The organism is Nitrosopumilaceae archaeon AB1(1) (genome assembly GCA_033471095.1).
Taxonomy (GTDB): Archaea; Thermoproteota; Nitrososphaeria; order Nitrososphaerales; family Nitrosopumilaceae; genus Nitrosoabyssus; species Nitrosoabyssus spongiisocia.
The window spans coordinates 178,187-204,488 of sequence record CP136752.1 but is presented as its reverse complement, the minus strand read 5'-3'; the positions used below and the strand labels follow the sequence as shown (position 1 = coordinate 204,488).

26 protein-coding genes and 1 pseudogene are annotated in these 26,302 nt (G+C 34.7%); 15 read left to right on the top strand and 12 right to left on the bottom strand.

Annotation, left to right across the window (positions count from 1 at the left end):
- The first annotated feature begins 30 nt into the window (after positions 1 to 30).
- Together R1F52_01245 and lsrF are read left to right on the top strand one after the other, a co-directional pair.
- Positions 31 to 1,050 carry a zinc-dependent dehydrogenase gene (locus tag R1F52_01245; protein ID WOV93294.1) on the top strand — a complete coding sequence of 340 codons (1,020 nt, stop codon included), beginning with the start codon at positions 31 to 33 and terminating at the stop codon, positions 1,048 to 1,050.
- 49 nt (positions 1,051 to 1,099) lie between these two features.
- Entirely contained in the window at positions 1,100 to 1,999 is a 900-nt protein-coding gene (gene lsrF / locus R1F52_01240) for a 3-hydroxy-5-phosphonooxypentane-2,4-dione thiolase (GenBank protein WOV93293.1), read from the top strand.
- On the opposite strand, the gene R1F52_01235 is transcribed toward lsrF, so the two are convergent.
- The 7 genes from R1F52_01235 to R1F52_01205 form a co-directional block, all read right to left on the bottom strand.
- Positions 1,964 to 3,295, bottom strand: coding sequence for a hypothetical protein (locus R1F52_01235; protein WOV93292.1), 1,332 nt, complete (start codon positions 3,293 to 3,295; stop codon positions 1,964 to 1,966). The two genes, lsrF and R1F52_01235, sit on opposite strands and share 36 nt — an antisense overlap.
- A 33-nt stretch (positions 3,296 to 3,328) precedes the next feature.
- Positions 3,329 to 3,967 carry a hypothetical protein gene (locus R1F52_01230; protein WOV93291.1) on the bottom strand — a complete coding sequence of 213 codons (639 nt, stop codon included), beginning with the start codon at positions 3,965 to 3,967 and terminating at the stop codon, positions 3,329 to 3,331.
- The gene (locus tag R1F52_01225) at positions 3,939 to 4,820 is read right to left on the bottom strand and encodes a hypothetical protein (GenBank protein ID WOV93290.1); all 882 of its coding nucleotides are present in this window, start codon (positions 4,818 to 4,820) and stop codon (positions 3,939 to 3,941) included. Before R1F52_01225 ends, R1F52_01230 begins: the two co-directional genes overlap by 29 nt.
- A 24-nt stretch (positions 4,821 to 4,844) precedes the next feature.
- Complete coding sequence (locus R1F52_01220) at positions 4,845 to 5,144, bottom strand: hypothetical protein (GenBank protein ID WOV93289.1); 300 nt, start codon at positions 5,142 to 5,144, stop codon at positions 4,845 to 4,847.
- A 116-nt stretch (positions 5,145 to 5,260) separates the two neighbouring features.
- Positions 5,261 to 5,668: a hypothetical protein gene (locus tag R1F52_01215; protein WOV93288.1), complete on the bottom strand. Its 408-nt coding sequence runs from the start codon at positions 5,666 to 5,668 to the stop codon at positions 5,261 to 5,263.
- Complete coding sequence (locus R1F52_01210; protein WOV93287.1) at positions 5,668 to 6,054, bottom strand: hypothetical protein; 387 nt, start codon at positions 6,052 to 6,054, stop codon at positions 5,668 to 5,670. The genes R1F52_01215 and R1F52_01210 overlap by 1 nt, the downstream gene beginning before the upstream one ends.
- Positions 6,055 to 7,938, bottom strand: coding sequence for an ATP-binding protein (locus R1F52_01205; GenBank protein ID WOV93286.1), 1,884 nt, complete (start codon positions 7,936 to 7,938; stop codon positions 6,055 to 6,057). It lies immediately after the preceding gene.
- A gap of 124 nt (positions 7,939 to 8,062) precedes the next feature.
- Between R1F52_01205 and R1F52_01200 the strand changes: the two genes are divergently transcribed.
- Together R1F52_01200 and R1F52_01195 are read left to right on the top strand one after the other, a co-directional pair.
- Positions 8,063 to 8,233, top strand: a complete 171-nt coding sequence (locus tag R1F52_01200; protein WOV93285.1) for a hypothetical protein — start codon at positions 8,063 to 8,065, stop codon at positions 8,231 to 8,233.
- A 673-nt stretch (positions 8,234 to 8,906) separates the two neighbouring features.
- Complete coding sequence (locus R1F52_01195) at positions 8,907 to 9,116, top strand: hypothetical protein (protein WOV93284.1); 210 nt, start codon at positions 8,907 to 8,909, stop codon at positions 9,114 to 9,116.
- Between the two features lie 274 nt (positions 9,117 to 9,390).
- On the opposite strand, the gene R1F52_01190 is transcribed toward R1F52_01195, so the two are convergent.
- The 3 genes from R1F52_01190 to R1F52_01180 form a co-directional block, all read right to left on the bottom strand.
- A complete protein-coding gene (locus tag R1F52_01190) occupies positions 9,391 to 9,570 on the bottom strand; it encodes a hypothetical protein (GenBank protein WOV93283.1) in 180 nt (59 codons plus the stop codon).
- Between the two features lie 6 nt (positions 9,571 to 9,576).
- Complete coding sequence (locus tag R1F52_01185) at positions 9,577 to 9,735, bottom strand: hypothetical protein (GenBank protein WOV93282.1); 159 nt, start codon at positions 9,733 to 9,735, stop codon at positions 9,577 to 9,579.
- A gap of 195 nt (positions 9,736 to 9,930) precedes the next feature.
- Complete coding sequence (locus R1F52_01180) at positions 9,931 to 10,086, bottom strand: hypothetical protein (protein WOV93281.1); 156 nt, start codon at positions 10,084 to 10,086, stop codon at positions 9,931 to 9,933.
- Positions 10,087 to 10,554: 468 nt separating this feature from the next.
- Here R1F52_01180 and R1F52_01175 point away from each other — a divergent pair, with 468 nt between their 5' ends.
- The 5 genes and pseudogenes from R1F52_01175 (at position 10,555) to R1F52_01155 (ending at position 15,292) form a co-directional block, all read left to right on the top strand.
- Positions 10,555 to 12,651: a DUF2341 domain-containing protein gene (locus tag R1F52_01175; protein ID WOV93280.1), complete on the top strand. Its 2,097-nt coding sequence runs from the start codon at positions 10,555 to 10,557 to the stop codon at positions 12,649 to 12,651.
- Positions 12,623 to 13,333 (top strand): LamG domain-containing protein, encoded by a 711-nt coding sequence (locus tag R1F52_01170; protein WOV93279.1) that lies wholly within the window; start codon positions 12,623 to 12,625, stop codon positions 13,331 to 13,333. Before R1F52_01175 ends, R1F52_01170 begins: the two co-directional genes overlap by 29 nt.
- 36 nt (positions 13,334 to 13,369) lie before the next feature.
- Positions 13,370 to 13,480: pseudogene (locus R1F52_01165) on the top strand (DUF5011 domain-containing protein).
- On the top strand, positions 13,472 to 13,867 hold the full coding sequence (locus R1F52_01160; GenBank protein WOV93278.1) for a DUF2341 domain-containing protein: 396 nt from the start codon (positions 13,472 to 13,474) through the stop codon (positions 13,865 to 13,867). The pseudogene R1F52_01165 and the gene R1F52_01160 overlap by 9 nt, the downstream one beginning before the upstream one ends.
- A 177-nt stretch (positions 13,868 to 14,044) precedes the next feature.
- Positions 14,045 to 15,292, top strand: coding sequence for a LamG domain-containing protein (locus R1F52_01155; protein ID WOV93277.1), 1,248 nt, complete (start codon positions 14,045 to 14,047; stop codon positions 15,290 to 15,292).
- On the opposite strand, the gene R1F52_01150 is transcribed toward R1F52_01155, so the two are convergent.
- A complete protein-coding gene (locus R1F52_01150) occupies positions 15,275 to 15,424 on the bottom strand; it encodes a hypothetical protein (GenBank protein WOV93276.1) in 150 nt (49 codons plus the stop codon). The two genes, R1F52_01155 and R1F52_01150, sit on opposite strands and share 18 nt — an antisense overlap.
- Here R1F52_01150 and R1F52_01145 point away from each other — a divergent pair.
- Together R1F52_01145 and R1F52_01140 are read left to right on the top strand one after the other, a co-directional pair.
- Positions 15,411 to 16,955, top strand: a complete 1,545-nt coding sequence (locus tag R1F52_01145; protein WOV93275.1) for a LamG domain-containing protein — start codon at positions 15,411 to 15,413, stop codon at positions 16,953 to 16,955. The genes R1F52_01150 and R1F52_01145 overlap by 14 nt on opposite strands.
- Positions 16,936 to 17,190, top strand: a complete 255-nt coding sequence (locus tag R1F52_01140) for a DUF2341 domain-containing protein (protein ID WOV93912.1) — start codon at positions 16,936 to 16,938, stop codon at positions 17,188 to 17,190. The genes R1F52_01145 and R1F52_01140 overlap by 20 nt, the downstream gene beginning before the upstream one ends.
- On the opposite strand, the gene R1F52_01135 is transcribed toward R1F52_01140, so the two are convergent.
- Complete coding sequence (locus tag R1F52_01135) at positions 17,187 to 17,336, bottom strand: hypothetical protein (GenBank protein ID WOV93274.1); 150 nt, start codon at positions 17,334 to 17,336, stop codon at positions 17,187 to 17,189. The two genes, R1F52_01140 and R1F52_01135, sit on opposite strands and share 4 nt — an antisense overlap.
- On the opposite strand from R1F52_01135, the gene R1F52_01130 reads away from it, so the two are divergent.
- Genes R1F52_01130 through R1F52_01115 form a run of 4 tightly spaced genes read left to right on the top strand, consistent with a single transcriptional unit; the run spans position 17,269 to position 26,124 of the window.
- Positions 17,269 to 19,161, top strand: a complete 1,893-nt coding sequence (locus R1F52_01130) for a DUF5011 domain-containing protein (protein ID WOV93911.1) — start codon at positions 17,269 to 17,271, stop codon at positions 19,159 to 19,161. The genes R1F52_01135 and R1F52_01130 overlap by 68 nt on opposite strands.
- The gene (locus tag R1F52_01125) at positions 19,142 to 22,180 is read left to right on the top strand and encodes a DUF2341 domain-containing protein (GenBank protein WOV93273.1); all 3,039 of its coding nucleotides are present in this window, start codon (positions 19,142 to 19,144) and stop codon (positions 22,178 to 22,180) included. The genes R1F52_01130 and R1F52_01125 overlap by 20 nt, the downstream gene beginning before the upstream one ends.
- On the top strand, positions 22,161 to 22,799 hold the full coding sequence (locus R1F52_01120; GenBank protein WOV93910.1) for a DUF2341 domain-containing protein: 639 nt from the start codon (positions 22,161 to 22,163) through the stop codon (positions 22,797 to 22,799). Before R1F52_01125 ends, R1F52_01120 begins: the two co-directional genes overlap by 20 nt.
- Positions 22,768 to 26,124, top strand: a complete 3,357-nt coding sequence (locus tag R1F52_01115; GenBank protein ID WOV93272.1) for a DUF2341 domain-containing protein — start codon at positions 22,768 to 22,770, stop codon at positions 26,122 to 26,124. Before R1F52_01120 ends, R1F52_01115 begins: the two co-directional genes overlap by 32 nt.
- Positions 26,125 to 26,302 lie beyond the last annotated feature (178 nt).

Sequence of the window (26,302 nt, the reverse complement as noted above, 5' to 3'; positions counted from 1 at the left end):
TTTTTATAACTGTAAGATGAATTGATCTTTGTGAAAGCTGTATTTGCTAAAGATGGTTTTACTCAAGTCAGTAGCGTGAATGATCCCATCTTGAATAGTGGCGACATATTAGTTGAGTTGAAATCATGTGGAATCTGTGGTTCTGATATAGAAAAAATTTTTGGGAAATATGGTAAAACCTCTATGCGTCTTGGACATGAACCAGCAGGAGTTGTAATTGCAGTTGGAGATGATGTTAAAAATCTCAAAGTAGGTGATCGTGTATTTACTCATCATCATGTGGCATGTCTATCTTGTCATTTGTGTAAAAATGGTTCTGAGACATTGTGTGAAAAATACTCTTCTAGTAACTTGGAGCCATGTGGATTATCTGAGAAATATGTCGTTCCAAAATGGAATGTTGATAATGGTGGTGTTTTAAAATTACCTGATTCAATGAGTTTTGATGAAGCTGCATTGATTGAACCGCTTGGTTGTTGTATCAGAGCATGGAATAAAATTACTCATAATATTGATTTAGTTGGAATATTTGGTGTTGGGCCTACTGGTTTAATGCATGCAATGCTAGCACAAGACCGTGGATGCAAGCGTATGTTTTGTCTTGATACTAGTGATTTTAGGTTAAATTTCATCAAAAAATTTGTAAGCGCAGATACCATAAATGCTACTGATCCTGACCGATTAGATAAAATTCATGCCTCATGTCCTATGGGACTTGATTTGAGTTTAGTTGCCACATCTAGCATGCAGGCACTCTCTGATGCAATATCTGCCACACGCAAAGGTGGCACAGTTATGATGTTTGGAGTGCCAAGCAAGGGTGCCATGCTGAATATTGATATGAGTGAATTTTATTCCAAAGAGATTACTTTGCTTACAAGTTATGCTGCATCGGATGTTGACACAAAACAGGCTTTGGAATTAATTAATAGTGGTTTTAGAGTCAAAGATATCATAACTCATAGGTTTAATCTAAATGATTCAAATGATGCATTTACCAAAGCCAAGCAGGGCTCAGATTCCATGAAGATAATAATTTATCATAGCTAGTTTGATTTTTCTAACAAACTCTTATCAAGGGGAATGAATAATTTTACATATGGACTGGGGTCTGAAAAATAGAATATCTAAAATTATCTCCCCTGGTGATAATAGAGCATTAATGTTGGCCGTAGATTATGGTTATTTTTTAGGTCCTACTGAAAAGCTTGAAGTTCCACGAGATACTATAGTGCCAATCATAGGTCATTGTGATTCTCTTATGATTACACGAGGTGTTTTGAGAACCTCAGTTGATCCTGAATTTAATATTCCAATTGTATTGCGTGTTTCTGGTGGTTCTAGTATAATAGGCGAAGATTTCTCACATGAAGATATTACTGTAAGTATTAAAGAGGCAATTCGATTAAATGCCACTGCTCTTGCAATGTCTATATTTGTAGGTTCAAAATATGAATATCAAACCATTACTAATCTAGGCAAGTTGGTCAATGAAGCTGAAGAGTATGGGCTTCCTGTATTGGCAGTTACAGCCGTAGGAAAAGATATGGGCAGAGACGCTCGTTATCTTTCTTTGGCCTGTAGAATTGCAGCAGAACAAGGGGCTCATATTGTAAAGACGTATCATTGTGAAGATTTTCCTAGTGTAGCAGATTCGTGTCCTGTACCGCTAATCATTGCAGGTGGTAAAAAATTACCAGAGCGTGATGCCCTTGTTATGACGCATCAGGCACTACAAGATGGAGTTGTTGGTGTAGATATGGGCAGAAACATTTGGCAATCTGATAATCCTATTCCTATGATTAGCGCCGTACGCTCTATTGTACATGGTGAGGCAGATGTTGAAAAAGCGTATACCACTTTTCAGAATTTATGCAAGCGTCAAAGCAGACCATCAGATAAACCTGCAATGTCTTCTCATGATACCAAATCACACGAAGGAGGTTCACTGTGCAGTATGACTTCAGGTTTGGGTAATATCAGCATCAAGACTGGCTAAATATTTTTCACCAAGTCGAATCTCTAACGGAATAGGTCTAGGTACGTTAATTTCAAGACCAATATTTATAATCTCAATACATTTTTTCTCAATATTTTTATCATTAATTATTAGTGTGCAACACTGTGCAATTAGGTGCCTGAGATATTGCCGTTTTGTCATATTTGCTAATTTTATATTTAATCCTGACATACTTGTTTCATATTTGTACAAGTGTGATAACTGTAATTTCATATTTTTTACATCTGTAAATAATCTTGGATGTTGATACTCATACCCTAGCGCAATCTTTTTTGAATTAAAATCACACATCTCAATTATTCTACTCTTCTCAGAATTTACATTATCCAGATTTACATTTTTTTGTATAATACTTAATTTTTCACATACAAAATTTAACAACTGCGATTTTATACCTCTGTGCATACTAGAAATTACCATTTCATTTATTCTAGAATTATTATTTACAAATGTGGTATTGTTCCAATTTTGATATTTGGATAATATTGTATAATCCTGTGTTCGTGTAAACATATCTCTATACTCTATGTTTAAAATTTTGCAAAGTAGTTCATATTCAATCTCTGATATTTTTATCTTCAAATTTGTAAATGACTCCATTTTGTATCTAGTTGATTCTGTTGTATAGTATAGAGTTTTATCCAAAAACATCTCCCTTACCATTTTCTGTGTTATTTGATTATCTAGTATGGTGCATAATATCACTTGTATGTAACCACCGGTATAGTGTGTAGTCTGTATACAGGGAAAATTATGTTTGAAATAAACCTGACTGGCACTCTTGTAGACTCCATCCATTTCTAGTAGATTGTACAGACTGGTCTCTTTGCTATTTCGTGGAATACATTGATTCCCAATAAATTCGGGGTTTAATGACACGTAGATGTCATGTTGAGCATCATACCAACAGTCGTTGTATGTGTATTCGTCTGGAATTCCAAGTGGTATATCTTTGTGTCTGGGCACATTTTTTGGAATTTTGTATTGCATCATGGCATTTCTTATATCTGATTCTGCTATAGCGTTTGCAATCTTTGTCATTTTAAATTGCAGATTAATTTTCTTTTCATTTTTTAATATTGTAAGATTCAAAAACCAATGACCTAATATTTTTGATTTTGTCGCGCTTACATGACTAATGTATACTAATTCTTCAGCTAGTGTAATTCCTTCACCATATTTTTCAAATATTATATACTGTTTTGTAATGAATAGTTTACCCTTGCCATTTTTTGACTCTTCAACATCAAATGATGAAATTATGTCTTTTATCATATTTTGAAACTCTTCTCCTCCTCTGCTATACTTTCAGATCTCAATACTGGCATCTTGTAAATTTTTTCTAGCAATGCGTCGTCTTTCACTATCGTGAAAATAAATATCTTTATCCCTTAAGATATGATTTGCTATGTGATTTGTCGTGTTTGGATCTTTTAGCATTTGATTAATTTTTTCATGATCTGTAGACTCTGGACTTTCTGGTGTGGATTCGGACCATAATTTTACTTCGCCTCCACACGCATCTGATAAATTTTTCAGTGCGATCAAACGACTATCTGTTTGTATAGATACTGGTGTAGAATCATCAAACTCTTCTTTTGCAGTATTTACTCTTCTAGCCGGTGCATATTCATCCATCTTGGCAGAATCTCTTGTAACATCTTCCTCATAGTTGGGGCTATGTGATGGCATCCAATCTTCCTCGGACTCCTCTGTATCATTGTCTTTTTGTAGTGCTGATTTAATTGCGCCTATTCCACCTGAAGTTACAGCAGAGCCGACAGTAGCAAACGTTGGATTTAGCACATCTTTGTCAAATGCCCTTTGTGTCTGTGATACAAGTGAACCTAATAGTGGTGAGAATACTATTGGAATTGTTAAAACTAGGAAAATTACACCCACTCCCATAAACCATTCTTCAAGTGGTGGATTCTTGTGCAGACACAAAATATGTTCCTGCAATTGGAAATACTATGGCAGCAAATAATGATGCGATTACTAGTCCGGTGAATGAATTGTATAGTGATTTAGTAATCCACTTGAACCATGGTAACATGTCTAAAATGTATATGATTGGAAACATTACTAATAAAATTAGTAATAGTATGAATTTCACTGAATATACGATAAACATTGAAATTAATACCGATATTACTAGAATAGATTTTCCTAGAATGAATACAAAATCTGTCAAAACTGTTTGAACTAATAATCCTGGATTTAACACTTTGGAAAACCATTCATCCCAATCAAGTAATTTTTTTACGGAATCAAATTCTATTGCATTTCCAACTTTGGAGAATACAATCGTTGGATAATAATATGGATCAGATGGATTTGCTGGATTAAATAAAAATATGGTAAGATTATGTATTGATATTGCTATTAGATCCCAAATTACTGGTAGTGCGATAAATAAAGGAATTACAATAATAGTCTTTATCAAAATATTTTTTGCTGTATCCTTTTGTATTAATCCTAAATCCTCAAAGGGTAATCCAATAAATCCAATCAAAATTACAAACAATAATCCTGTCAGAGCAACAACTAGTATTGTATCGTACAACACAACCAATTCTGTCTTTTGTGGTGTTGTATCTGATAGATTCTCTAGTGGATACGATACGGTACCATCCTGATTGACTGTGTGATTGTAAAATATGGGCATCTTTGATATTAAATTTACTGTAATACTTGGGGCAAATTGTACTGCAAGTGAACCAATAGCAATTACTGCCAGACAGATCAAAGCAATAGCCCACAGCATAGTAAGCTCAAACAGTGCATTCCTACTCTGCATAATAATAGTAGATTATTTTCTCATTTAACGTAAATTCGGTATTTTGATTATGCCATTATTTTGAGTGATTAATACTAAATTCTCTGTAGTGGTTACATTGTAAATTCGAACAACACCTATTTTACCTGGAGATATAGTTGTTGATGGTGTCCCATCAAGTAAAATTAGATCAAAATCTCTTTTTAATTCTACATCTGAATTGACTCTTTCGATTGTAATGTCTGTTCTCCCGGTATTTAGAATTTCAAACTGTATTACTCCATTTGTAAATATAATATTGCTGGTTGTAAATGATTCTTGTATCTGTCTTATATTTTGCTCCAACTTTGATTCAGTGAAATCATGAATCAGTGTTAAATCTTCTACGACTAGTGTAAAAGTTAGACCTACTGATGTTGTAATAATTCCTGTAATTATAACAAATGATAAAATTTGATTTATTATAACACCTCTGGATTGAATATAATGATTACATCTTTATCATTCCGTATAGAGTGTAATTCACAATGTATAGAATCCTGATTGGTGTAATTTGGGGTTGTGAGTATTTGGGTAGTCTTGAATGTTGTATTTGGTAACTGACTATACTCTAATTGTATGATACTGAACTCTGCCCCCATCCAACACTGTACTGCACTGTGGTGTATTGTGGAATCATACCCATTTAGAATATTCATATTCAGTACACCAAAGCTGACTTTTGATTCTTCAAATCTTACAATATTACTATCAATATGAACACCTAATGTTATCTGTGTGTATTCTGTACCATCTATTACAGATACTAGTAGAGGAATCGTGCTAAATAATATTCCAACAAATATCACTCTAATTATAACATGTTCCATTAAATCACCGTATCTTGTATTGCAGTATTTTTGCCAGATTGGACTACAACTTGTAAATAATAATTTGTATCTTGGGAGAAATTTCCATTAAATATGGCAACAAATGATTCTCTCTCTATGATATTTACATTAAACGTCTGATTATGTTTATTGTGATTATTGTCTATGATGTATATTGTTACTGTATCTATTGACATACCTCCAATATTTGATATGTCCAGTATGATTCGTATTTGATCTTCCATTAAGAATATGGATTGTTCATTTAGAATGATAAAGTCTACATTACTCACAATTCCATGAATATCTGAAATGTACGAGCTGAATATTCCTAGTCCCCCGACCCCAATTACCACAAATAATAATTTTACAATAATTGACTCCAATTATAACAGCTCCTCTACTTTGCTTGTTGTGAAAAACACCTCTTTCTCCTGTTTGCTAAGTGTCACATTTACTGGAACTCTATATTTTGATGTAAGGAGGAGTAATCTACCTTGTGTAGAGCCTCCAAGCATATCAACTTCTGATCTTGACAGATTCAATTTGTCTGATACCAAATCTATGGATGATTTTTCCATTATTCCAAAAATCTTTGTTTCTATATGTGCGATGAAATTTGGTTTTGGATCAGTCGTATCCTTTTGTATAAGATCATCTGGTTCTTGAGTTATCAAAATGAGCCAAATGTTATACTTTCTACCACTACGTAGCATATTTTCAATATACGGTCGCATTCGAGATAATGCGAAAAGCATCCATGCCTCATCGATCACGATAAATTTGATGGAATCTTTCTCACCTTGTCTCTTTAATGTACCAATTCGATTCCATAGTTTACGCAGAATGATAATTAACATCATCCAAGTATGTCTATCTTTTGGATCAAGACCTCTCATTGAGAAGATGGTCTTTGTATCGAATTCCAGTTCTCCTTTGAAATATTCTGCAAGAGGACCGTTTACTAAATCTTGTACATACCCCTTTGCTACATCTGAGAGTGACTTGTAAAATTCCTCAAGTGATTTGACCTCTGATTTTGCCATAAATTCTTTGGCCACTACATTAGATGGTTCAGATACACTAATCAACATATTAGCCGCATCAGTACTTGACATTGTCTTGAATGGATCAAGTCCTATGGAACTTGTAGATGTCAACTCTATGGGTTTTAAATTTAGATAATGTGCAATATTTGCATATTCACCTGACGGATTTAGAATATATTTTTCTGCGGTTGGAAATTTCACTTCCAATTCTGCTATTATTTTTTTAGCAAGTGTTGACTTACCACTACCAGTTTTGCCAGTAATGCACATATTTTTATTTATTCTACGCAGCCAATCAAAAAATATAGGCATTCCAGTGATATCATTAATTCCTAAAAACAATCCATATGGTAATTCTAAAACATCTGCCGATACAAAAGGGTAAAATATTCCGAGTGATCCTCTATTGAAAAAAATTGGAACACCCGTATTTTTATACAACATTGAAGCTTGTATCCCTCCTATGGAATCGAACCACCCCTCAAAGTTTCTCTGCTCAGACTTGAATTCAGAGACTTTTTCCTTCAGGCTCTTCATATTTTTTGCAGTGATTAGTACATTTACTGTGCACTCAAACAACTGTGTCTTACTTGTTGCTAATAGGGTGGATATTGTTGATACCATTTTGTGTTTCTGACGTAAAACTTGCTTTCTTAACGCATTCTCGGCAAATACCCCTTCCATAGAATTTACATATTTTTTGGCAGATTTCTCATCAAGAGGCTTTAGTGATACAGTAATCATATCACAGTGCTCAAATATATCAAATATCCATCCGTCTGGTTGAATTTTACGTAAATCATACATTGTGAAACATTTTCCAACTATGATCTCTTTTGAATTTGTTGATTGTAGTTTGAGATGTCTCGTCTTCTCTGTTACAAGTGAGAAAAAATGTGGTGCTAAAATATGATCAAAATCAAATTCAAATCTACGTAAAATTCTAGACATATCAAATCCACTTGCCATGTATATACGTGGAACTAGTATGTCCGTTGTCTCCTGTTCACTATCCTTGTATATTGGAATTCCAAGTGATTTACGTACAATTCTAATTAAAATTGTATGATTATTTGGTACATTTGAGAGAAGTTTTAGAAATAATTGTATTTTATAATACTGCTCATTCGGCGGCAAACTATCAAAGTTGCCCGGTTTTAGTAAATAATAAAATCTAAATTCATCTGTAACCTCTATTATCTTTGTATCATCCTCCTTCATTGCAGGTCTAGTTATTTATTTTACTATTTAACAAATGAAATTATTACCAATACTAGTATGTGACTAAATACCATGTGTTCTTTATTTCATATTGTTTAAGTAATATGATAAATTTAGTGTGTTTGTGAGTGATGTATCGTGTCCAATATGTGGGGTAACACAAAAGGACAAACCACTCAAAGAATGGAAATACTCTGATACTGTGGTTCGTAGATTCAAGTGTGACTGTGGTAAAATGTTCAACATCTATACAGGCAAAAACAAGACCTGGACCATACCTAAATCAAAACTATAACATTAGAACATGTTTTCAGGCTCTATTGCAAATTCGGGTGTTATTAATGGTTCTAATAATTTAATACTAAAAACATCATTACCGATCTAAATATATGAATTATTTAAAAATAATCGTGTCCGATGATTCTAAAATCCATATTTCTCATAAAAATATATGGAATGGTGTTAGATATAGTGCAAAATATGCAAAATCTTTAATGAATCATAACGACATACTATGTGATAAATTTGAATATCAGTCAGCAATTTCATTAGCATGTTTATCCCATGAATAATCATATAATGTGCACATTATGTAATTTCCATTTTGAGAAAAAAGATATTACAAAAGATTACTGGATGAAACATTTTCTTAATCATCACAAGAAAACAGGATACTTTACCAATTTTTTATTAAAACAGCAAACTTTATCTCGTGATAAATATGAGCAGGCAACTGAGGGAGTGAAAGATACTGCTATAACCTACAATGAACAGGTGTCATCACAATATGAGGATATATTCAAGCAATTAAATGTCTATACTGACAATTTTAACAAATTGAAATTATTATGTTTTTATCCTAATTGGGATAAGACCAATGAGCGATGAATTAATTTTAGGATATATCTGATAAATAGCACCTTGCCGATTTTATTATAAATCACAGTACAATGTTTCATTATTTGAGTATGTTTAATGTTGAACGACTTGGATTAAATCCAACGTTAGAATTAAATAGAAAATTATGTGGCAAACATGACAAAATCTATATGAATGCTGATAAATGTAGTGAATGCGATATTGAGCAATTAGAGTCTGACTCTATTAACAAGGATATGAAGAAATGTCATAATGCAATGAAAGGTTTAATTGAAAATTTTGCCCCAAAAATTAGATAGTATCATAATCATGCAAACTTACACTCTGTATCAAAGTATTCCACTTGTTACGACCCTTGACAGTTATCTTTGCTCTCTTAGATGGTCTCTTATCGTCAATACCACTATACTTTTTGGCATAATTGTAATACACTGTCACACCATTAATAATCGGACTATCTTCTCTTCAATCCTCTAAACACTTTCTTACGATCACGAATCTCACCATTTAGACGTTCCATCATATTTAATCATATTGTGTTTCTCTGCCAAATACTCTTCTTGACGATTTACCCTATGATGGTAATCCATCTGTGATAAAATACTTGGGTGTTTTATTCCCAGTAATCAATTTAGTCAGTTTCAACAAATAATCTGCGTTGTGCTGAAATTTAGTATCGACCATGTCTTTAGCTAACTCAAAACGAGTGTCATTATTCATAGATGCAAATAGATATTTTGGCTTACCTGACACCTTTATTCATACTTTATCAGCACGAATCCAATTGCCAACACGTGGTATGATTTCATCTAGATATCTAGTTAACATTACAGGGTATTTGGCAATCCATCGATTCATAGTAGAATGATTCACATCAGTATCAAACTCATAATGTGTTGAAATATCTCCAACTGACATACCTGAATAGTACATTTGTAATGCACCTGTAATTATTTTTGAATCAGATTGTTTACCCTCAAATTCAAAATTTGATGTAAAGCGTTTATTACAATATAAACATTTGAATCATTGTATTTTTCCTTGTTTGTTGTTCCTCATACCATCTTTTTTGATATTACCTGAATTACAGTATTTACACAGATTCAGTCTAGTCTATTCCATTATTCTAAAATTATTATTTGTATATCCTCTATTTGTAATCATTATACATTTGACTAATTGTATATGCTTGCAATCTGCTCTTCGAATTGTGTGATTTTTACACACATACACAAGTCCTTGACCTGTATAAGATTCAAAAACTTGCAAATGATTAATCACAGTAGCGCTTACAATATCAGTATGATAATTTCAAGAATGGATGCTGCTTTGGTTAGAATTAGATATCCTGAATCGACAGTGAATAGTTTTTTAATTAAAATTCTGAATGAGAATAATTTTGGATGTTTGCCTAGTCAGAGTATATAATGTCAAATGGAGGCTGAATTTCCTACTAAAGCCAAAGTAGAAAAAATTTTAAAAAATTGATAAAGAGGCCATATGTGGATGATTCTAAACAAGGAGAAATAAAACGAATACGTAAATCTGAGAAAATAGAGAAGATGCGTAAACGAGATGAATTGCGTAAACCAGCACTTGGTAAAAGTGCAGTTAATTTTTAGAAATTATAGATATTTTATTAAAGTTCAAAAAAGAAGTTATGTATATAACACCTGAAGTTGCAACAGAGTCCATTAAACAAACAATTATAAGCCATTTTATTATTTTTGTTAAATATTGCATAATGTCTATAATTCATATGTGATGACTCTCTCTTTAACTGCTATTATCGTTCTCTCTGTCACTTTGCTCTTTCCACTAGATTCTGCTTTTGGACAAATTCTAAGTACTAATACTGATGGTACTAGGATACTTTGGGCTCAAGATCCTGATCATGATCCTAATTCCCAATATGGTAATCATGCACCCCAATTTACCGATTCAGCTACTTTGCCTCTTGTGAAGTCATCTTTTACTTTTACTAATATTCTTCTAAACATAACTGCTTTCGGTAATGATGGACCATCCGGTATCTACCTAGTTGTATCTCCACCCATATCTTCCAACGCCGCTGAGTTTAGAATGATTTACAATAGGGTTGGCAATCTAGTTATATTTACTTTTTCTGGTATAGAGCTTACGCCCACTTCTGATGTTATTGCACGAAACTATGTCCTAGGTCCCCCTCTTATTTTTAGTAGCGCATATACTGACACAACTGGTAGAAATATCACTGTTGTATTTTCTGATAATATTACAGTAGGTAGTACTACATTCCTTAGCGACTTTGCTATAATTAATTCATCCACTTCTGTGAATAGTATAACTAGTAATAATGCAACTTCTATAATTCTTTCACTAAACTCTGCCCTATCTTTTGACGACTCTCCACTTTTATCATACAACGATACAGGCACAAATATTACTAGTGTAAGCACTGGTCTATCACTTGCAAACTTTACAAATCAACCAATCACTAATAATGTTCCATCACCTCCAAACTTTGTTAACGCCTATACAAACCAGCGAGGTGACAACATTACTGTCAACTTTGATAAAGTAATCACTCTTACCAATACCACTTCTCCAACTGACTTTGCAGTAAATATTTCAGGTATTGCTACAACTAGTATAACTAGACATAATGACACTGCCATCAATCTAACACTAGACTCTAACATTCCGCTTGCATTACCATTAACACTATCATATAGTCAAACAACTAGTAATATTACAAACGTGAATGATTTATCACTTGCAAACTTTACAAATCAACCAATCACTAATAATGTTCCAACACCTCCAAACTTTGTTAACGCCTATACAAACCAGCGAGGTGACAACATAATTGTCAACTTTGATAAAGTAGTCACTCTTACCAATACCACTTCTCCAACTGACTTTGCAGTAAATATTTCAGGTATTGCTACTAGTATAACTAGACATAATGACACTGCCATCAATCTAACACTAGACTCTAACATTCCACCTGTATTACCATTAACACTATCATATAATCAAACAACTAGTAATATTACAAACGTAAATGATTTATCACTTGCAAACTTTACAAATCAACCAATCACTAATAATGTTCAATTTTTTGATCTACCTTCCTTGTGGGATACTAGACAGAAAATTACTATTAACAGTAACCAAATAACTACAACTCTTCAAAACTTTACCCTTCTAGTAAGTATCTCTGATTCTGCTTTGAACAATTCAGCTGTTCTACCTAACGGAGCTGATATTATTTTCACTAGCAGTGATGGATTTACTATATTACAGCATGAAATTGAGTCATTCACTAATAATGCTACTACCGGTACCCTAGTAGCTTGGGTTCGTCTACCTACTTTGAGCAATACCAGTGATACTATACTCTACATGTATTATAATGTCTCAATAGCGGCAACTATTATACATGATAATGTTTGGGATTCAGACTATGAAATAATTTATCACATGGATCAATCCACTTTTGGTGCACAATCTACACTAGACTCATCAGGGAATGATTGCCATGCAACACCACGGACTGCAGGTAGTGGTATCTTTTTACCTGATAATTTAGTATCTGCACAAATTGGTAATGGACTAAACTTTGATGGAGTAGACAACAACGGAAATTATCTTGATCTTCCAGACTTGGAAGGTAGTCTATTTCACAATACAGACTTTACCATCTCGGCATGGGCAAATATTGATGTCCTTAAAAATTGGGCTAGAATCGTTGATTTTGGCAATGGTCAGGATAATAACAATATTCTAATTGCTACCCCTCCATCTAGCATGAATTTGATATATGATGTGCGACGGGGTACCGAGCTCTGATGGTATCACAGCTAGTGATGTTTTGCAGACAGGTCAATGGGCATACTTTACAGTTGTACATGAATCATCAGGTACAGCAACTATCTACAAAAATGGCGCCTCAATTACTAGTGATACCGTACATACATCTCTTGATGTGAATAGAGCATCAAACTATATCGGAAGATCCAATTGGGCAAATAATCAATACTTTGATGGCAAATTCGATGAATTCCGACTATCCTCTACTGCTCGCTCTGCAGACTGGATTGCAACAGAGTATGCAAATCAAAACTCTCCTTCTACATTCTTTACTATATCTGCACCTGAAGATAGACGTGTGGTGATAACTTCTGCTATTACCAACACACAAGGTGGTAACATTATAATTACTTTTAGTGAAAACATTACCTATTCGGTTATTCCTACTACTGACTTTGCTCTTAATGGAACATCTGCTACAATAGATAGTATAACATCAAACTCCTCTTCAATTACTCTGAATTTAAGCAGAAAGTTCTTGGAAAATGCAACCATCGTTATCTCATATACTAAAACTAGTGGTGGAATAAACTCTACTCAAAATACAGACATAACACTAGAAAACTTTGTGAATCAACCTGTAATTAATAGCGTTCCAGATACCACTCCGCCAATCATTACACTGAATGGTGATGCTACTATTTATGTAAAACTTGGCTAATCCTACTCTGAGCAAAACGCCACTACTGATGATGGCTCTCCTATCGTTATTCGTGATGACACTGTAGATACAAATACTGTAGGCAATTACACCATCACATACAACTCTGCTGATTCAGCAGGCAATAATGCCATCCAAGTGAATAGAACTGTAGTTGTTCAACAAATACTAGGTGCCTCTTGGGACACAAGACTACAGATCACTATAGATTCATCTCAAGTAATTGGAAATCATGAAAATTTCACAGTTTTAATATCAATAAATGATACAAATTTCAATTCTACAACTGTTCAATCTGCTGGACAAGATATAAGATTCACTACTACTGATGGCAATACCCTCTTAGAGCATGAAATTGAATCATTTACTAATAATGCTACTACCGGTACTCTGGTAGCTTGGGTTCGTCTACCTACTTTGAGCAATACCAGTGATACCATACTCTACATGTATTATAATGTCTCAACAGCGTCATCTATTCCATATCCTAATGTTTGGGATTCAGACTATGAAATAATTTATCACATGGATTAATCCACTTTTGGTGCAAACTCTACTCTAGACTCATCAGGGAATGATTGTCATGCAACACCACTATCTACAGACTCTACTGACTTTAATTCTAGTGATTTAGTATCTGCACAAATTGGTAATGGACTAAACTTTGATGGAGTAGACGACTCCAACGGAGATTATCTTGATCTTCCAGACTTGGCAAGTAGTCTATTCTACAATACAGACTTTACCATCTCGGCATGGGCAAATATTGATGTCTTTAAACTTTCTTCTAGATTCGTTGATTTTGGCAATGGTCATGAACAAGACAATATTATATTTACTCACCTTAGGCAAATCGATCGTTTGAGATATCAAATACACAATGCTGATAACGTCCAGAGTTTAACAACTCCACGTATTTTGAGTCTAGGTCAATGGGCATACCTTACAGTTGTACATGAATCATCAGGTACAGCAACTATTTATCACAATGGCACCTCAGTTGTTAGTGCTCTGCTTACACCTAATGATGTGAATAGAACATCAAACTATATCGGAAGAGCCAATAATCCAGCTCATCACTACTTTGATGGCAAATTCGATGAATTCCGACTATCCTCTACTGCTCGCTCTGCAGACTGGATTGCAACAGAGTATGCAAATCAAAACTCTCCCTCTACTTTCTTTACTATATCTGCACCTGAAGATAGACGTGTGGTGATATCTTTTGCTATTACCAACACACAAGGTGATAACATTATAATTACTTTTAATGAAAACATTACCTATTCGGTTATTCCTACTACTGACTTTACTCTTACTGGTACATCTGCTACAATAGATAGTATAACATCAAACTCCTCTTCAATTACTCTGAATTTAAGCGGAAATCTCTTGGCAAATGAAATCATCACTATCTCATATACTAAAACTAGTGGTGGAATAAACTCTACTCAAAGTACAGACATAACACTAGAAAACTTTGTGAATCAACCAATCACTAATAATGTTCTACCACCTCCAATTTTTGTTAGTGCTTATACAAACCAGCAAGGTGACATCATTACTGTCAACTTTGATAAAGGAATCACTCTTACCAATACCACTTCTCCAACTGACTTTGCAGTAAATATTTTAGGTATTGATACAACTAGTATAACTAGACATAATGACACTGCAATCAATCTAACACTAGACTCTAGTATTTCACTCACATCATCATTAACACTATCATATAATCAAACAACTAGTAATATCACAAACGTAAATGATTTATCACTTGCAAACTTTACAAATCAACCAATCACTAATAATGTTCCATTTTTTGATTTACCTTCCTTGTGGAATACTAGACAGAAAATTACTATTAACAGTAACCAAATAACTACAACTCTTCAAAACTTTACCCTTCTAGTAAGTATCTCTGATTCTGCTTTGAGCAATTCAGTCTGTTCTACCTAACGGAGCTGATATTATTTTCACTAGCAGTGATGGATTTACTATATTACAGCATGAAATTGAGTCATTTACTAATGATGCTACTACCGGTACCCTAGTAGCTTGGGTTCGTCTACCTACTTTGAGCAGTACCAATGATACCATACTCTACATGTATTATAATGTCTCATCAGCGGCAACTATTACACATGATAATGTTTGGGATTCAGACTATGAAATAATTTATCACATGGATCAATCCACTTTTGGTGCACAATCTACACTAGACTCATCAGGGAATGATTGTCATGCAACACCACTATCTACAGGCGCTGTTGACTTTAATTCTAATGATTTAGTATCTGCACAAATTGGTAATGGACTAAACTTTGATGGAGTAGACAAAAACAACGGAGATTATCTTGATCTTCCAGACTTGGCAGGTAGTCTATTTCACAATACAGACTTTACCATCTCGGTATGGGCAAATATTGATGCCTCTAAAAATTGGGCTAGAATCATTGATTTTGGCAATGGTCAGGATGATAACAATATTCTAATTGCTGCCCCTAGAACTAGCACGGATTTGAGATATGATATGCGACAGGATACCAGCCCTGCTGGTATCACAGCTAGTAATGTTTTGCAGATAGGTCAATGGGCATACTTTACAGTTGTACATGAATCATCAGGTACAGCAACTATCTACAAAAATGGCGCCTCAATTACTAGTGATACCGTACATACATCTCTTAATGAGAGTAGAGCATCAAACTATATCGGAAGATCCAATTGGGAAAGTAATTCCTACTTTGATGGCAAATTCGATGAATTCCGACTATCCTCTACTGCTCGCTCTGCAGACTGGATTGCAACAGAGTATGCAAATCAAAACTCACCTTCTACTTTCTTTACTATATCTGCACCTGAAGATAGACGTGTAGCGATAACTTCTGCTATTACCAACACACAAGGTGATAACATTATAATTACTTTTAATAAAAACATTATCTATTCGGTTATTCCTACTACTGACTTTGCTCTTACTGGTACATCTGCTACAATAGATAGTATAACATCAAACTCCTCTTCAATTACTCTGAATTTAAGCAGAAATCTCTTGTTAAATGAAACCATAACTATTTCATATACTAAAACTAGTGGTGGAATAAACTCTACTCAAAGTATCAAAACAACACTGGAAAACTTTGTGAATCAACCAATCACTAATAATGTTCCATTACCTCCAATCTTTGTTAACGCCTATACAAACCAGCAAGGTGATATCATTACTGTCAACTTTGATAAAGGAATCATTCTTACCAATACCACTTCTCCAACTGACTTTGCAGTAAATATTTTAGGTATTGCTACAACTAGTATAACTAGACATAATTACACTGCCATCAATCTAACACTAGACTCTAACATTCCACCTGTATTACCATTAACACTATCATATAATCAAACAACTAGTAATATTACAAACGTGAATGATTTATCACTTGCAAACTTTACAAATCAACCAATCACTAATAATGTTCAATTTTTTGATTTATCTTCCTTGTGGGATACTAGACAGAAAATTACTATTAACAGTAACCAAATAACTACAACTCTTCAAAACTTTACCCTTCTAGTAAGTATCTCTGATTCTGCTTTGAACAATTCAGTCTGTTCTACCTAACGGAGCTGATATTATTTTCACTAGCAGTGATGGATTTACTATATTACAGCATGAAATTGAGTCATTTACTAATAATGCTACTACCGGTACTCTAGTAGCTTGGGTTCGCCTACCTACTTTGAGCAATACCAGTGATACTATACTCTACATGTATTATAATGTCTCAATAGCGGCAACTATTATACATGATAATGTTTGGGATTCAGACTATGAAATAATTTATCACATGGATTAATCCACTTTTGGTGCACAATCTACACTAGACTCATCAGGGAATGATTGCCATGCAACACCACGGACTGCAGATAGTGGTATCTTTTTACCTGTTGATTTAGTATCTGCACAAATTGGTAATGGACTAAACTTTGATGGAGTAGACAACAACAACGGAGATTATCTTGATCTTCCAGACTTGGAAGGTAGTCTATTCAACAATACAGACTTTACCATCTCGGCATGGGCAAATATTGATGTCCTTAAAAGTTGGGCTAGAATCGTTGATTTTGGCAATGGTCAGGATGATAACAATATTCTAATTGCTGCCCCTGGCATTAACCCGCATTTGAGATATGATGTGCGACAGGGTATCGACTCTGATGGTGTCACAGTGAATCGTGTTTTGCAGACAGGTCAATGGGCACACTTTACAGTTGTACATGAATCATCAGGTACAGCAACTATTTATCACAATGGTACCTCAATTAATAGTAGTTCTGTGCATACATCTTATGATGTGAATAGAACATCAAACTATATCGGAAGATCCAATTGGGCAAATGATCAATACTTTGATGGCAAATTCGATGAATTCCGACTATCCTCTACTGCTCGCTCTGCAGACTGGATTGCAACAGAGTATGCAAATCAAAACTCTCCTTCTACTTTCTTTACTATATCTGCACCTGAAGATAGAAGTGTAGTGATAACTTCTGCTATTACCAACATACAAGGTGATAACATTATAATTACTTTTAATGAAAACATTACCTATTCGGCCACTATAACTGACTTTGCTCTTAATGGAACATCTGCTACAATAGATAGTATAACATCAAACTCCTCTTCAATTACTCTGAATTTAAGAGGAAATCTCTTGACAAATGAAACCATCACTATCTCATATACTAAAACTAGTGGTGAAATAAACTCTACTCAAAATACAGACATAACACTAGAAAACTTTGTGAATCAACCTGTAATTAACAACATTCCAGATACTATTGCCCCAGTCATCACACTGAATGGTGCTAGTACAATAACACTAAGCAAAAACTCTACATATAATGAACAAAACGCCACTACTGATGATGGCTCTCCTATCGTCATTGGTGGTGACACTGTAAATACAGATACTGTAGGCAATTACACCATCACATACAACTCTGTTGATTCATCAGGCAATAATGCCACCCAAGTTGTTAGAACTGTAATAATTTCTGATGCACCAGATGATACTCCCCCAGTAATCACACTAAATGGTAATAATGTCGTTTATGTAGAACTTGGCTCATCCTACTCTGAGCAAAACGCCACTACTGGTGATGGTTCTCTAGTAACAATTGGTGGTGACACTGTAAATTCATCTCTCGTGGGAAATTATACCGTCACCTATGACTCTGTTGATTCAGCAGGAAATAATGCCACCCAAGTGAATAGGCTTGTAATTGTTAGTGACACTATTCCCCCAGTAATCACACTGAATGGTAATAATATCGTTTATGTAGAACTTGGCTCATCCTACTCTGAGCAAAACGCCACTACTGATGATAACTCTCCAGTAACAATTGGTGGTGACACTGTAAATTCATCTCTCAAGGGAAATTATACCGTCACATACAACTCTGTTGATTCAGCAGGAAATAATGCCACCCAAGTGAATAGGCTTGTAATTGTTAGTGACACTATTCCCCCAGTAATCACACTGAATGGCAATAGTACCATAACACTATTTGTTGGCGCTACATATAATGAGCAAAACGCCACTACTGATGATAACTCTCCAGTAACAATTGGTGGTGACACTGTAAATTCATCTCTCAAGGGAAATTATACCGTCACATACAACTCTGTTGATTCAGCAGGAAATAATGCCACCCAAGTTGTTAGAACTGTAATAATTTCTGATGCACCAGATGATACTCCCCCAGTAATCACACTAATTGGTAATGCTACTGTTTATGTAGAACTTGACTCATTCCTACTCTGAGCAAAACGCCACTACTGATGATAACTCTCCAGTAACAATTGGTGGTGACACTGTAAATTCATCTCTCAAGGGAAATTATACCGTCACATACAACTCTGTTGATTCAGCAGGAAATAATGCCACCCAAGTGAATAGGCTTGTAATTGTTAGTGACACTATTCCCCCAGTAATCACACTGAATGGCAATAGTACCATAACACTATTTGTTGGCGCTACATATAATGAGCAAAACGCCACTACTGATGATAACTCTCCAGTAACAATTGGTGGTGACACTGTAAATTCATCTCTCAAGGGAAATTATACCGTCACCTATGACTCTGTTGATTCAGCAGGAAATAATGCCACCCAAGTTGTTAGAACTGTAATAATTTCTGATGCACCAGATAATACTCCCCCAGTAATCACACTAATTGGTAATGCTACTGTTTATGTAGAACTTGGCTCATCCTACTCTGAGCAAAACGCCACTACTGATGATGGCTCTCCTATCGTCATTGGTGGTGACACTGTAGATACAAATACTGTAGGCAATTACACCATCACATACAACTCTGCTGATTCATCAGGCAATGATGCCATCCAAGTGGATAGAACTGTAGTTGTTCAACAAATACTAGGTGCCTCTTGGGACACAAGACTACAGATCACTATAGATTCATCTCAAGTAATTGGAAATCATGAAAATTTCACAGTTTTAATATCAATAAATGATACAAATCTCAATTCTACAACTGTTCAATCTGCTGGACAAGATATAAGATTCACTACTACTGATGGCAATACCCTCTTAGAGCATGAAATTGAATCATTTACTAATGATGCTACTACCGGTACTCTAGTAGCTTGGGTTCGTCTACCTACTTTGAGCAATACCAGTGATACCATACTCTACATGTATTATAATGTCTCAACAGCGTCATCTATTCCATATCCTAATGTTTGGGATTCAGACTATGAGATAATTTATCACATGGATCAATCCACTTTTACTGCAAACTCTACCCTAGACTCATCAGGGAATAATCGTCATGCAACACCACTATCTACAGGCTCTACTGACTTTAATTCTAGTGATTTAGTATCTGCACAAATTGGTAATGGATTAAACCTTGATGGAGTAGACGGCTCCCACGGAGATTATCTTGATCTTCCAGACTTGGAAGGTAGTCTATTTAACAATACAGACTTTACCATCTCGGCATGGGCAAATATTGATGTCCTTAAAAATTGGGCTAGAATCGTTGATTTTGGCAAGGGTCAGGATGATAACAATATTCTAATTGCTGCCCATCGCACTAACCCGCATTTGAGATATGATATGCGACAGGGTACCAGCTCTGATGGTGTCACAGCTAGTGATATTTTGCAGACAGGTCAATGGGCATACTTTACAGTTGTACATGAATCATCAGGTACAGCAACTATCTACAAAAATGGCACCTCAATTACTAGTGATGCTGTGCATACATCTCTTAATGAGAGTAGAGCATCAAACTATATCGGAAGATCCAATTGGGGAACTGATTCCTACTTTGATGGCAAATTCGATGAATTCCGACTATCATCTACTGCTCGCTCTGCAGACTGGATTGCAACAGAGTATGCAAATCAAAACTCTCCTTCTACTTTCTTTACTATATCTGCACCTGAAGATAGAAGTGTAGTGATAACTTCTGCTATTACCAACACACAAGGTGATAACATTATAATTACTTTTAATGAAAACATTATCTATTCGGTTATTCCTACTACTGACTTTACTCTTACTGGTACATCTGCTACAATAGATAGTATAACATCAAACTCCTCTTCAATTACTCTGAATTTAAGCGAAAATCTCTTGTCAAATGAAATCATCACTATCTCATATAATAAAACTAGTGGTGGAATAAACTCTATTCAAAGTATAGACATAACACTAGAAAACTTTGTGAATCAACCAATCACTAATAATGTTCCATCACTTCCAATTTTTGTTAGTGCTTATACAAACCAGCAAGGTGACAACATTACTGTCAACTTTGATAAAGGAATCACTCTTATCAGTACCACTTCTCCAACTGACTTTGCAGTAAATATTTTAGGTATTGCCACAACTAGTATAACTAGACATAATGACACTGCCATCAATCTAACACTAGACTCTAACATTCCACCTGTATTGCCATTAACATTATCATATAATCAAACAACTAGTAGTATTACAAACGTAAATAATTTATCACTTGCAAACTTTACAAATCAACCAATCACTAATAATGTTCTACCACCCCCAATCTTTGTTAACGCCTATACAAACCAGCAAGGTGACATCATTACTGTCAACTTTGATAGAGAAATCACTCTTACCAATACCACTTCTCCAACTGACTTTGCAGTAAATATTTTAGGTATTGCCACAACTAGTATAACTAGACATAATGACACTGCCATCAATCTAACACTAGACTCTAGTATTTCACCCACATCATCATTAACATTATCATATAATCAAACAACTAGTAATATTACAAACGTAAATAATTTATCACTTGCAAACTTTACAAATCAACCAATCACTAATAATGTTCCATTACCTCCAATCTTTGTTAACGCCTATACAAACCAGCGAGGTGACAACATAATTGTCAACTTTGATAAAGTAGTCACTCTTACCAATACCACTTCTCCAACTGACTTTGCAGTAAATATTTCAGGTATTGCTACTAGTATAACTAGACATAATGACACTGCCATCAATCTAACACTAGACTCTAACATTCCACCTGTATTACGATTAACACTATCATATAATCAAACAACTAGTAATATTACAAACGTAAATGATTTATCACTTGCAAACTTTACAAATCAACCAATCACTAATAATGTTCAATTTTTTGATTTACCTTCCTTGTGGGATACTAGACAGAAAATTACTATTAATAGTAACCAAATAACTACAACTCTTCAAAACTTTACCCTTCTAGTAAGTATCTCTGATTCTGCTTTGAACAATTCAGTCTGTTCTACCTAACGGAGCTGATATTATTTTCACTAGCAGTGATGGATTTACTATATTACAGCATGAAATTGAGTCATTTACTAATAATGCTACTACCGGTACTCTAGTAGCTTGGGTTCGCCTACCTACTTTGAGCAATACCAGTGATACTATACTCTACATGTATTATAATGTCTCAATAGCGGCAACTATTATACATGATAATGTTTGGGATTCGGACTATGAAATAATTTATCACATGAATCAATCCACTTTTACTGCAAACTCTACCCTAGACTCATCAGGAAATGATCGTCACGCAACACCGCTATCTACAGGCACTGCTGACTTTAATTCTAGTGATTTAGTATCTGCACAAATTGGTAATGGACTAGACTTTGATGGAGAAAACAGCGACGCCGACGGAGTTTATCTTGATCTTCCAGACTTGGCAAGTAATCTATTCTACAATACAGACTTTACCTTCTCGGTATGGATAAATATTGATGTCGTTAGATTTCTTGGTAGAATCGTTGATTTTGCCGATGGTGATGGAAGAAACAATATTCAAATTGGCACCAATCCATATTTTGATAAATTAATATATGTAATGGTAAGGAATGAGACATCTGGGGGTGTCTCAGCTGAGTAATGTTTCGCAGACAGGTCAATGGGCATACTTTACAGTTGTACATGAATCATCAGGTACAGCAACTATCTACAAAAATGGCACCTCAATTATTAGTGGTGCTGTACATACATCTAATGATGTGAATAGAACATCAAACTATATTGGAAGATCTAATTCCGGGTCTAATAGATACTTTGATGCCCAATTCGATGAATTCCGACTATCCTCTACTGCTCGCTCTGCAGACTGGATTGCAACAGAGTATGCAAATCAAAACTCTCCTTCTACTTTCTTTACTATATCTGCACCTGAAGATAGACGTGTAGCGATATCTTCTGCTATTATCAACATACAAGGTGATAACATTATAATTACTTTTAGTGAAAACATTACCTATTCGGTTATTCCTACTACTGACTTTACTCTTAATGGAACATCTACTACAATAGATAGTATAACATCAAACTCCTCTTCAATTACTCTGAATTTAAGCGGAAATCTCTTGTCAAATGAAACCATCACTATCTCATATACTAAAACTAGTGGTGAAATAAACTCTACTCAAAATACAGACATAACACTAGAAAACTTTGTGAATCAACATGTGAATAATAACGTTCCAAAAACACTACCTGTTATTACTAGTGCAGCTACCAACAACTTGGGTAATATAATTACTCTAACATTTGATGAGACTATAATACTATCAAACCCAGTACCATCAGACTTTGCCTTCAACACTACATATTCTATAAATATAACTGGATTTACCAAGACTAGTAATAATATAGTTGATATGGCAACAACCAGTATTTTAACAAATGAAACCATTGGAATGAATTACTCTAAATCTGTGACATCAAATGGAATCACAGATACAAACGGCACTCATCTTGCAGACTTTGTCAATATCGTTGTAGCAAATAATATTCCACAAACACCACCTGTTATTACTAGTGCTTCCACTAATCTACTTGGAAGTGTTATCACTCTGACATTTAATGAATCTGTCACACTGAATAATCCATCGCCTTCTGACTTTACTTTCAACAAAACTGGTTTTACTGTTTCCGGTTTTAATTCTACTAGTAGTAATGTAATTGATCTAAGTATTAACGGTATAATACCTAGTGGACAAAACTTTACACTATCTTACAACAATACTGGTGGTACCAGTACTACCATTAATGATCAAAACGGTACTGCCCTAGCATTTGTTAATGGCTCACTTGTTCATAATCTTATACTTCCATATTTGGAGTTTACATCAGTCAATACTAGTACCTCTGGTGACTCGATAATTCTTACCTTTGATAATAATATTACTCTGACTGGTGTATCTGAATCAAACTTTACGATAACTACCAATGGTACTACCACTATTCCTTCAAGCATTACTACAATTGCTAACACTCTGGTTCTTAATCTAAATAATAATATCCTGTTTAATCAAACCACTCTCCTATCATATGTACAGGGATCAGGTGTGATAAATGATACTGTACCATTGGTGGTAGGTTCCTTCTCATTACTACCTGTAAACAATAATGTTCTAGCTGATATCTTTTCTGTTCACTCTATATACACAAACAAACTTGGTGACTCTATTCTTCTTTTTCTCTCTCACAATCTAGTCTCATTTAATTTCATCACTACAGACTTTACTCTTAATGAAACTAGTATTGGTATAGTTTCGGTAACCGCATCTGATGATACCATTACTTTAACACTAAACTCTACAATAGACCTTGGTCAAAGCGTCAGCCTGAGTTTTAGTGCAGCGTCATCAACCACACTCAATTACCAAAACACCGCTCTATCTAGTTTCCAAGATGTATCTGTGATTAATGATGTCTTTTCTGATCTCCTGCAATCTGATTGGAATACTAGACAGAAAATTACTATTAATAGTAACCAAATAACTACAACTCTTCAAAACTTTACCCTTCTAGTAAGCATCTCTGATTCTGCTTTGAGCAATTCATCTGTTCTACCTAACGGTGCTGATATTATTTTCACAAGCAGTGATGGATTTACTATATTACGGCATGAAATTGAGTCATTTACTAATAATATCACTACCGGTACCCTAGTAGCTTGGGTTCGTCTACCTACTTTGAGCAGTACCGGTGATACCATACTCTACATGTATTATAATGTCTCAACAGCGTCACCTATTCCGTATCCTGATGTTTGGGATTCAGACTATGAAATAATTTATCACATGGATCAATCCACTTTTGGTGCACAATCTACACTAGACTCATCAGGGAATGATTGTCATGCAACACCACGATCTACAATCTCTACTCCCTTTGAATCTAATGATTTAGTATCTGCACAAATTGGTAATGGACTAAACTTTGATGGAGTAGACGACATCAACGGAGATTATCTTGATCTTCCAGACTTGGCAAGTAGTCTATTTTTCAATACAGACTTTACCATCTCGGCATGGGCAAATATTGATGCCCTTAAAAGATGGGCTAGAATCGTTGATTTTGGCAATGGTGATAGACGAGACAATATTCTATTTTCTACCTATGCATCTACTGCGAATTTGACATATAATATGCTACAGGGTGCCACCACTCAGAGTATCATATCTAATAGTGTTTTGCAGACAGGTCAATGGGCATACTTTACAGTTGTACATGAATCATCAGGTACAGCAACTATCTACAAAAATGGCGCCTCAATTACTAGTGGTGCTGTACATACATCTCTTAATGAGAGTAGAGCATCAAACTATATCGGAAAATCCAATTTGGCAAATGATCAATACTTTGATGGCAAATTCGATGAATTCCGACTATCATCTACTGCTCGCTCTGCAGACTGGATTGCAACAGAGTATGCAAATCAAAACTCTCCTTCTACTTTCTTTACTATATCTGCACCTGAAGATAGAAGTGTAGTAATAACTTCTGCTATTACCAACACACAAGGTGATAACATTATAATTACTTTTAATGAAAACATTATCTATTCGGTTATTCCTACTACAGACTTTACTCTTACTGGTACATCTGCTACAATAGATAGCATAACATCAAACTCCTCTTCAATTACTCTGAATTTAAGCAGAAATCTCTTGGCAAATGAAATCATCACTATCTCATATACTAAAACTAGTGGTGAAATAAACTCTACTCAAAATACAGACATAACACTAGAAAACTTTGTGAATCAACCTGTAATTAACAACATTTTAGATATTACTCCCCCAGTAATCACACTGAATGGCAATAATACCGTTTATGTAGAACTTGACTCATCCTACTCTGAGCAAAACGCCACTACTGATGACAACTCTCCAGTAACATTATTGGTGGTGACACTGTAGATTCAAATACTCTCAAGGGAAATTATACCGTCACCTATGACTCTGTTGATTCAGCAGGAAATGATGCTATTCAGGTAACTAGAACTATAGTTGTTCGTATATCTGCACCTGAAGATAGAAGTATAGTAATAACTTCTGCTATTACCGATACAGCTGGTTCTATTATTACAATTACTTT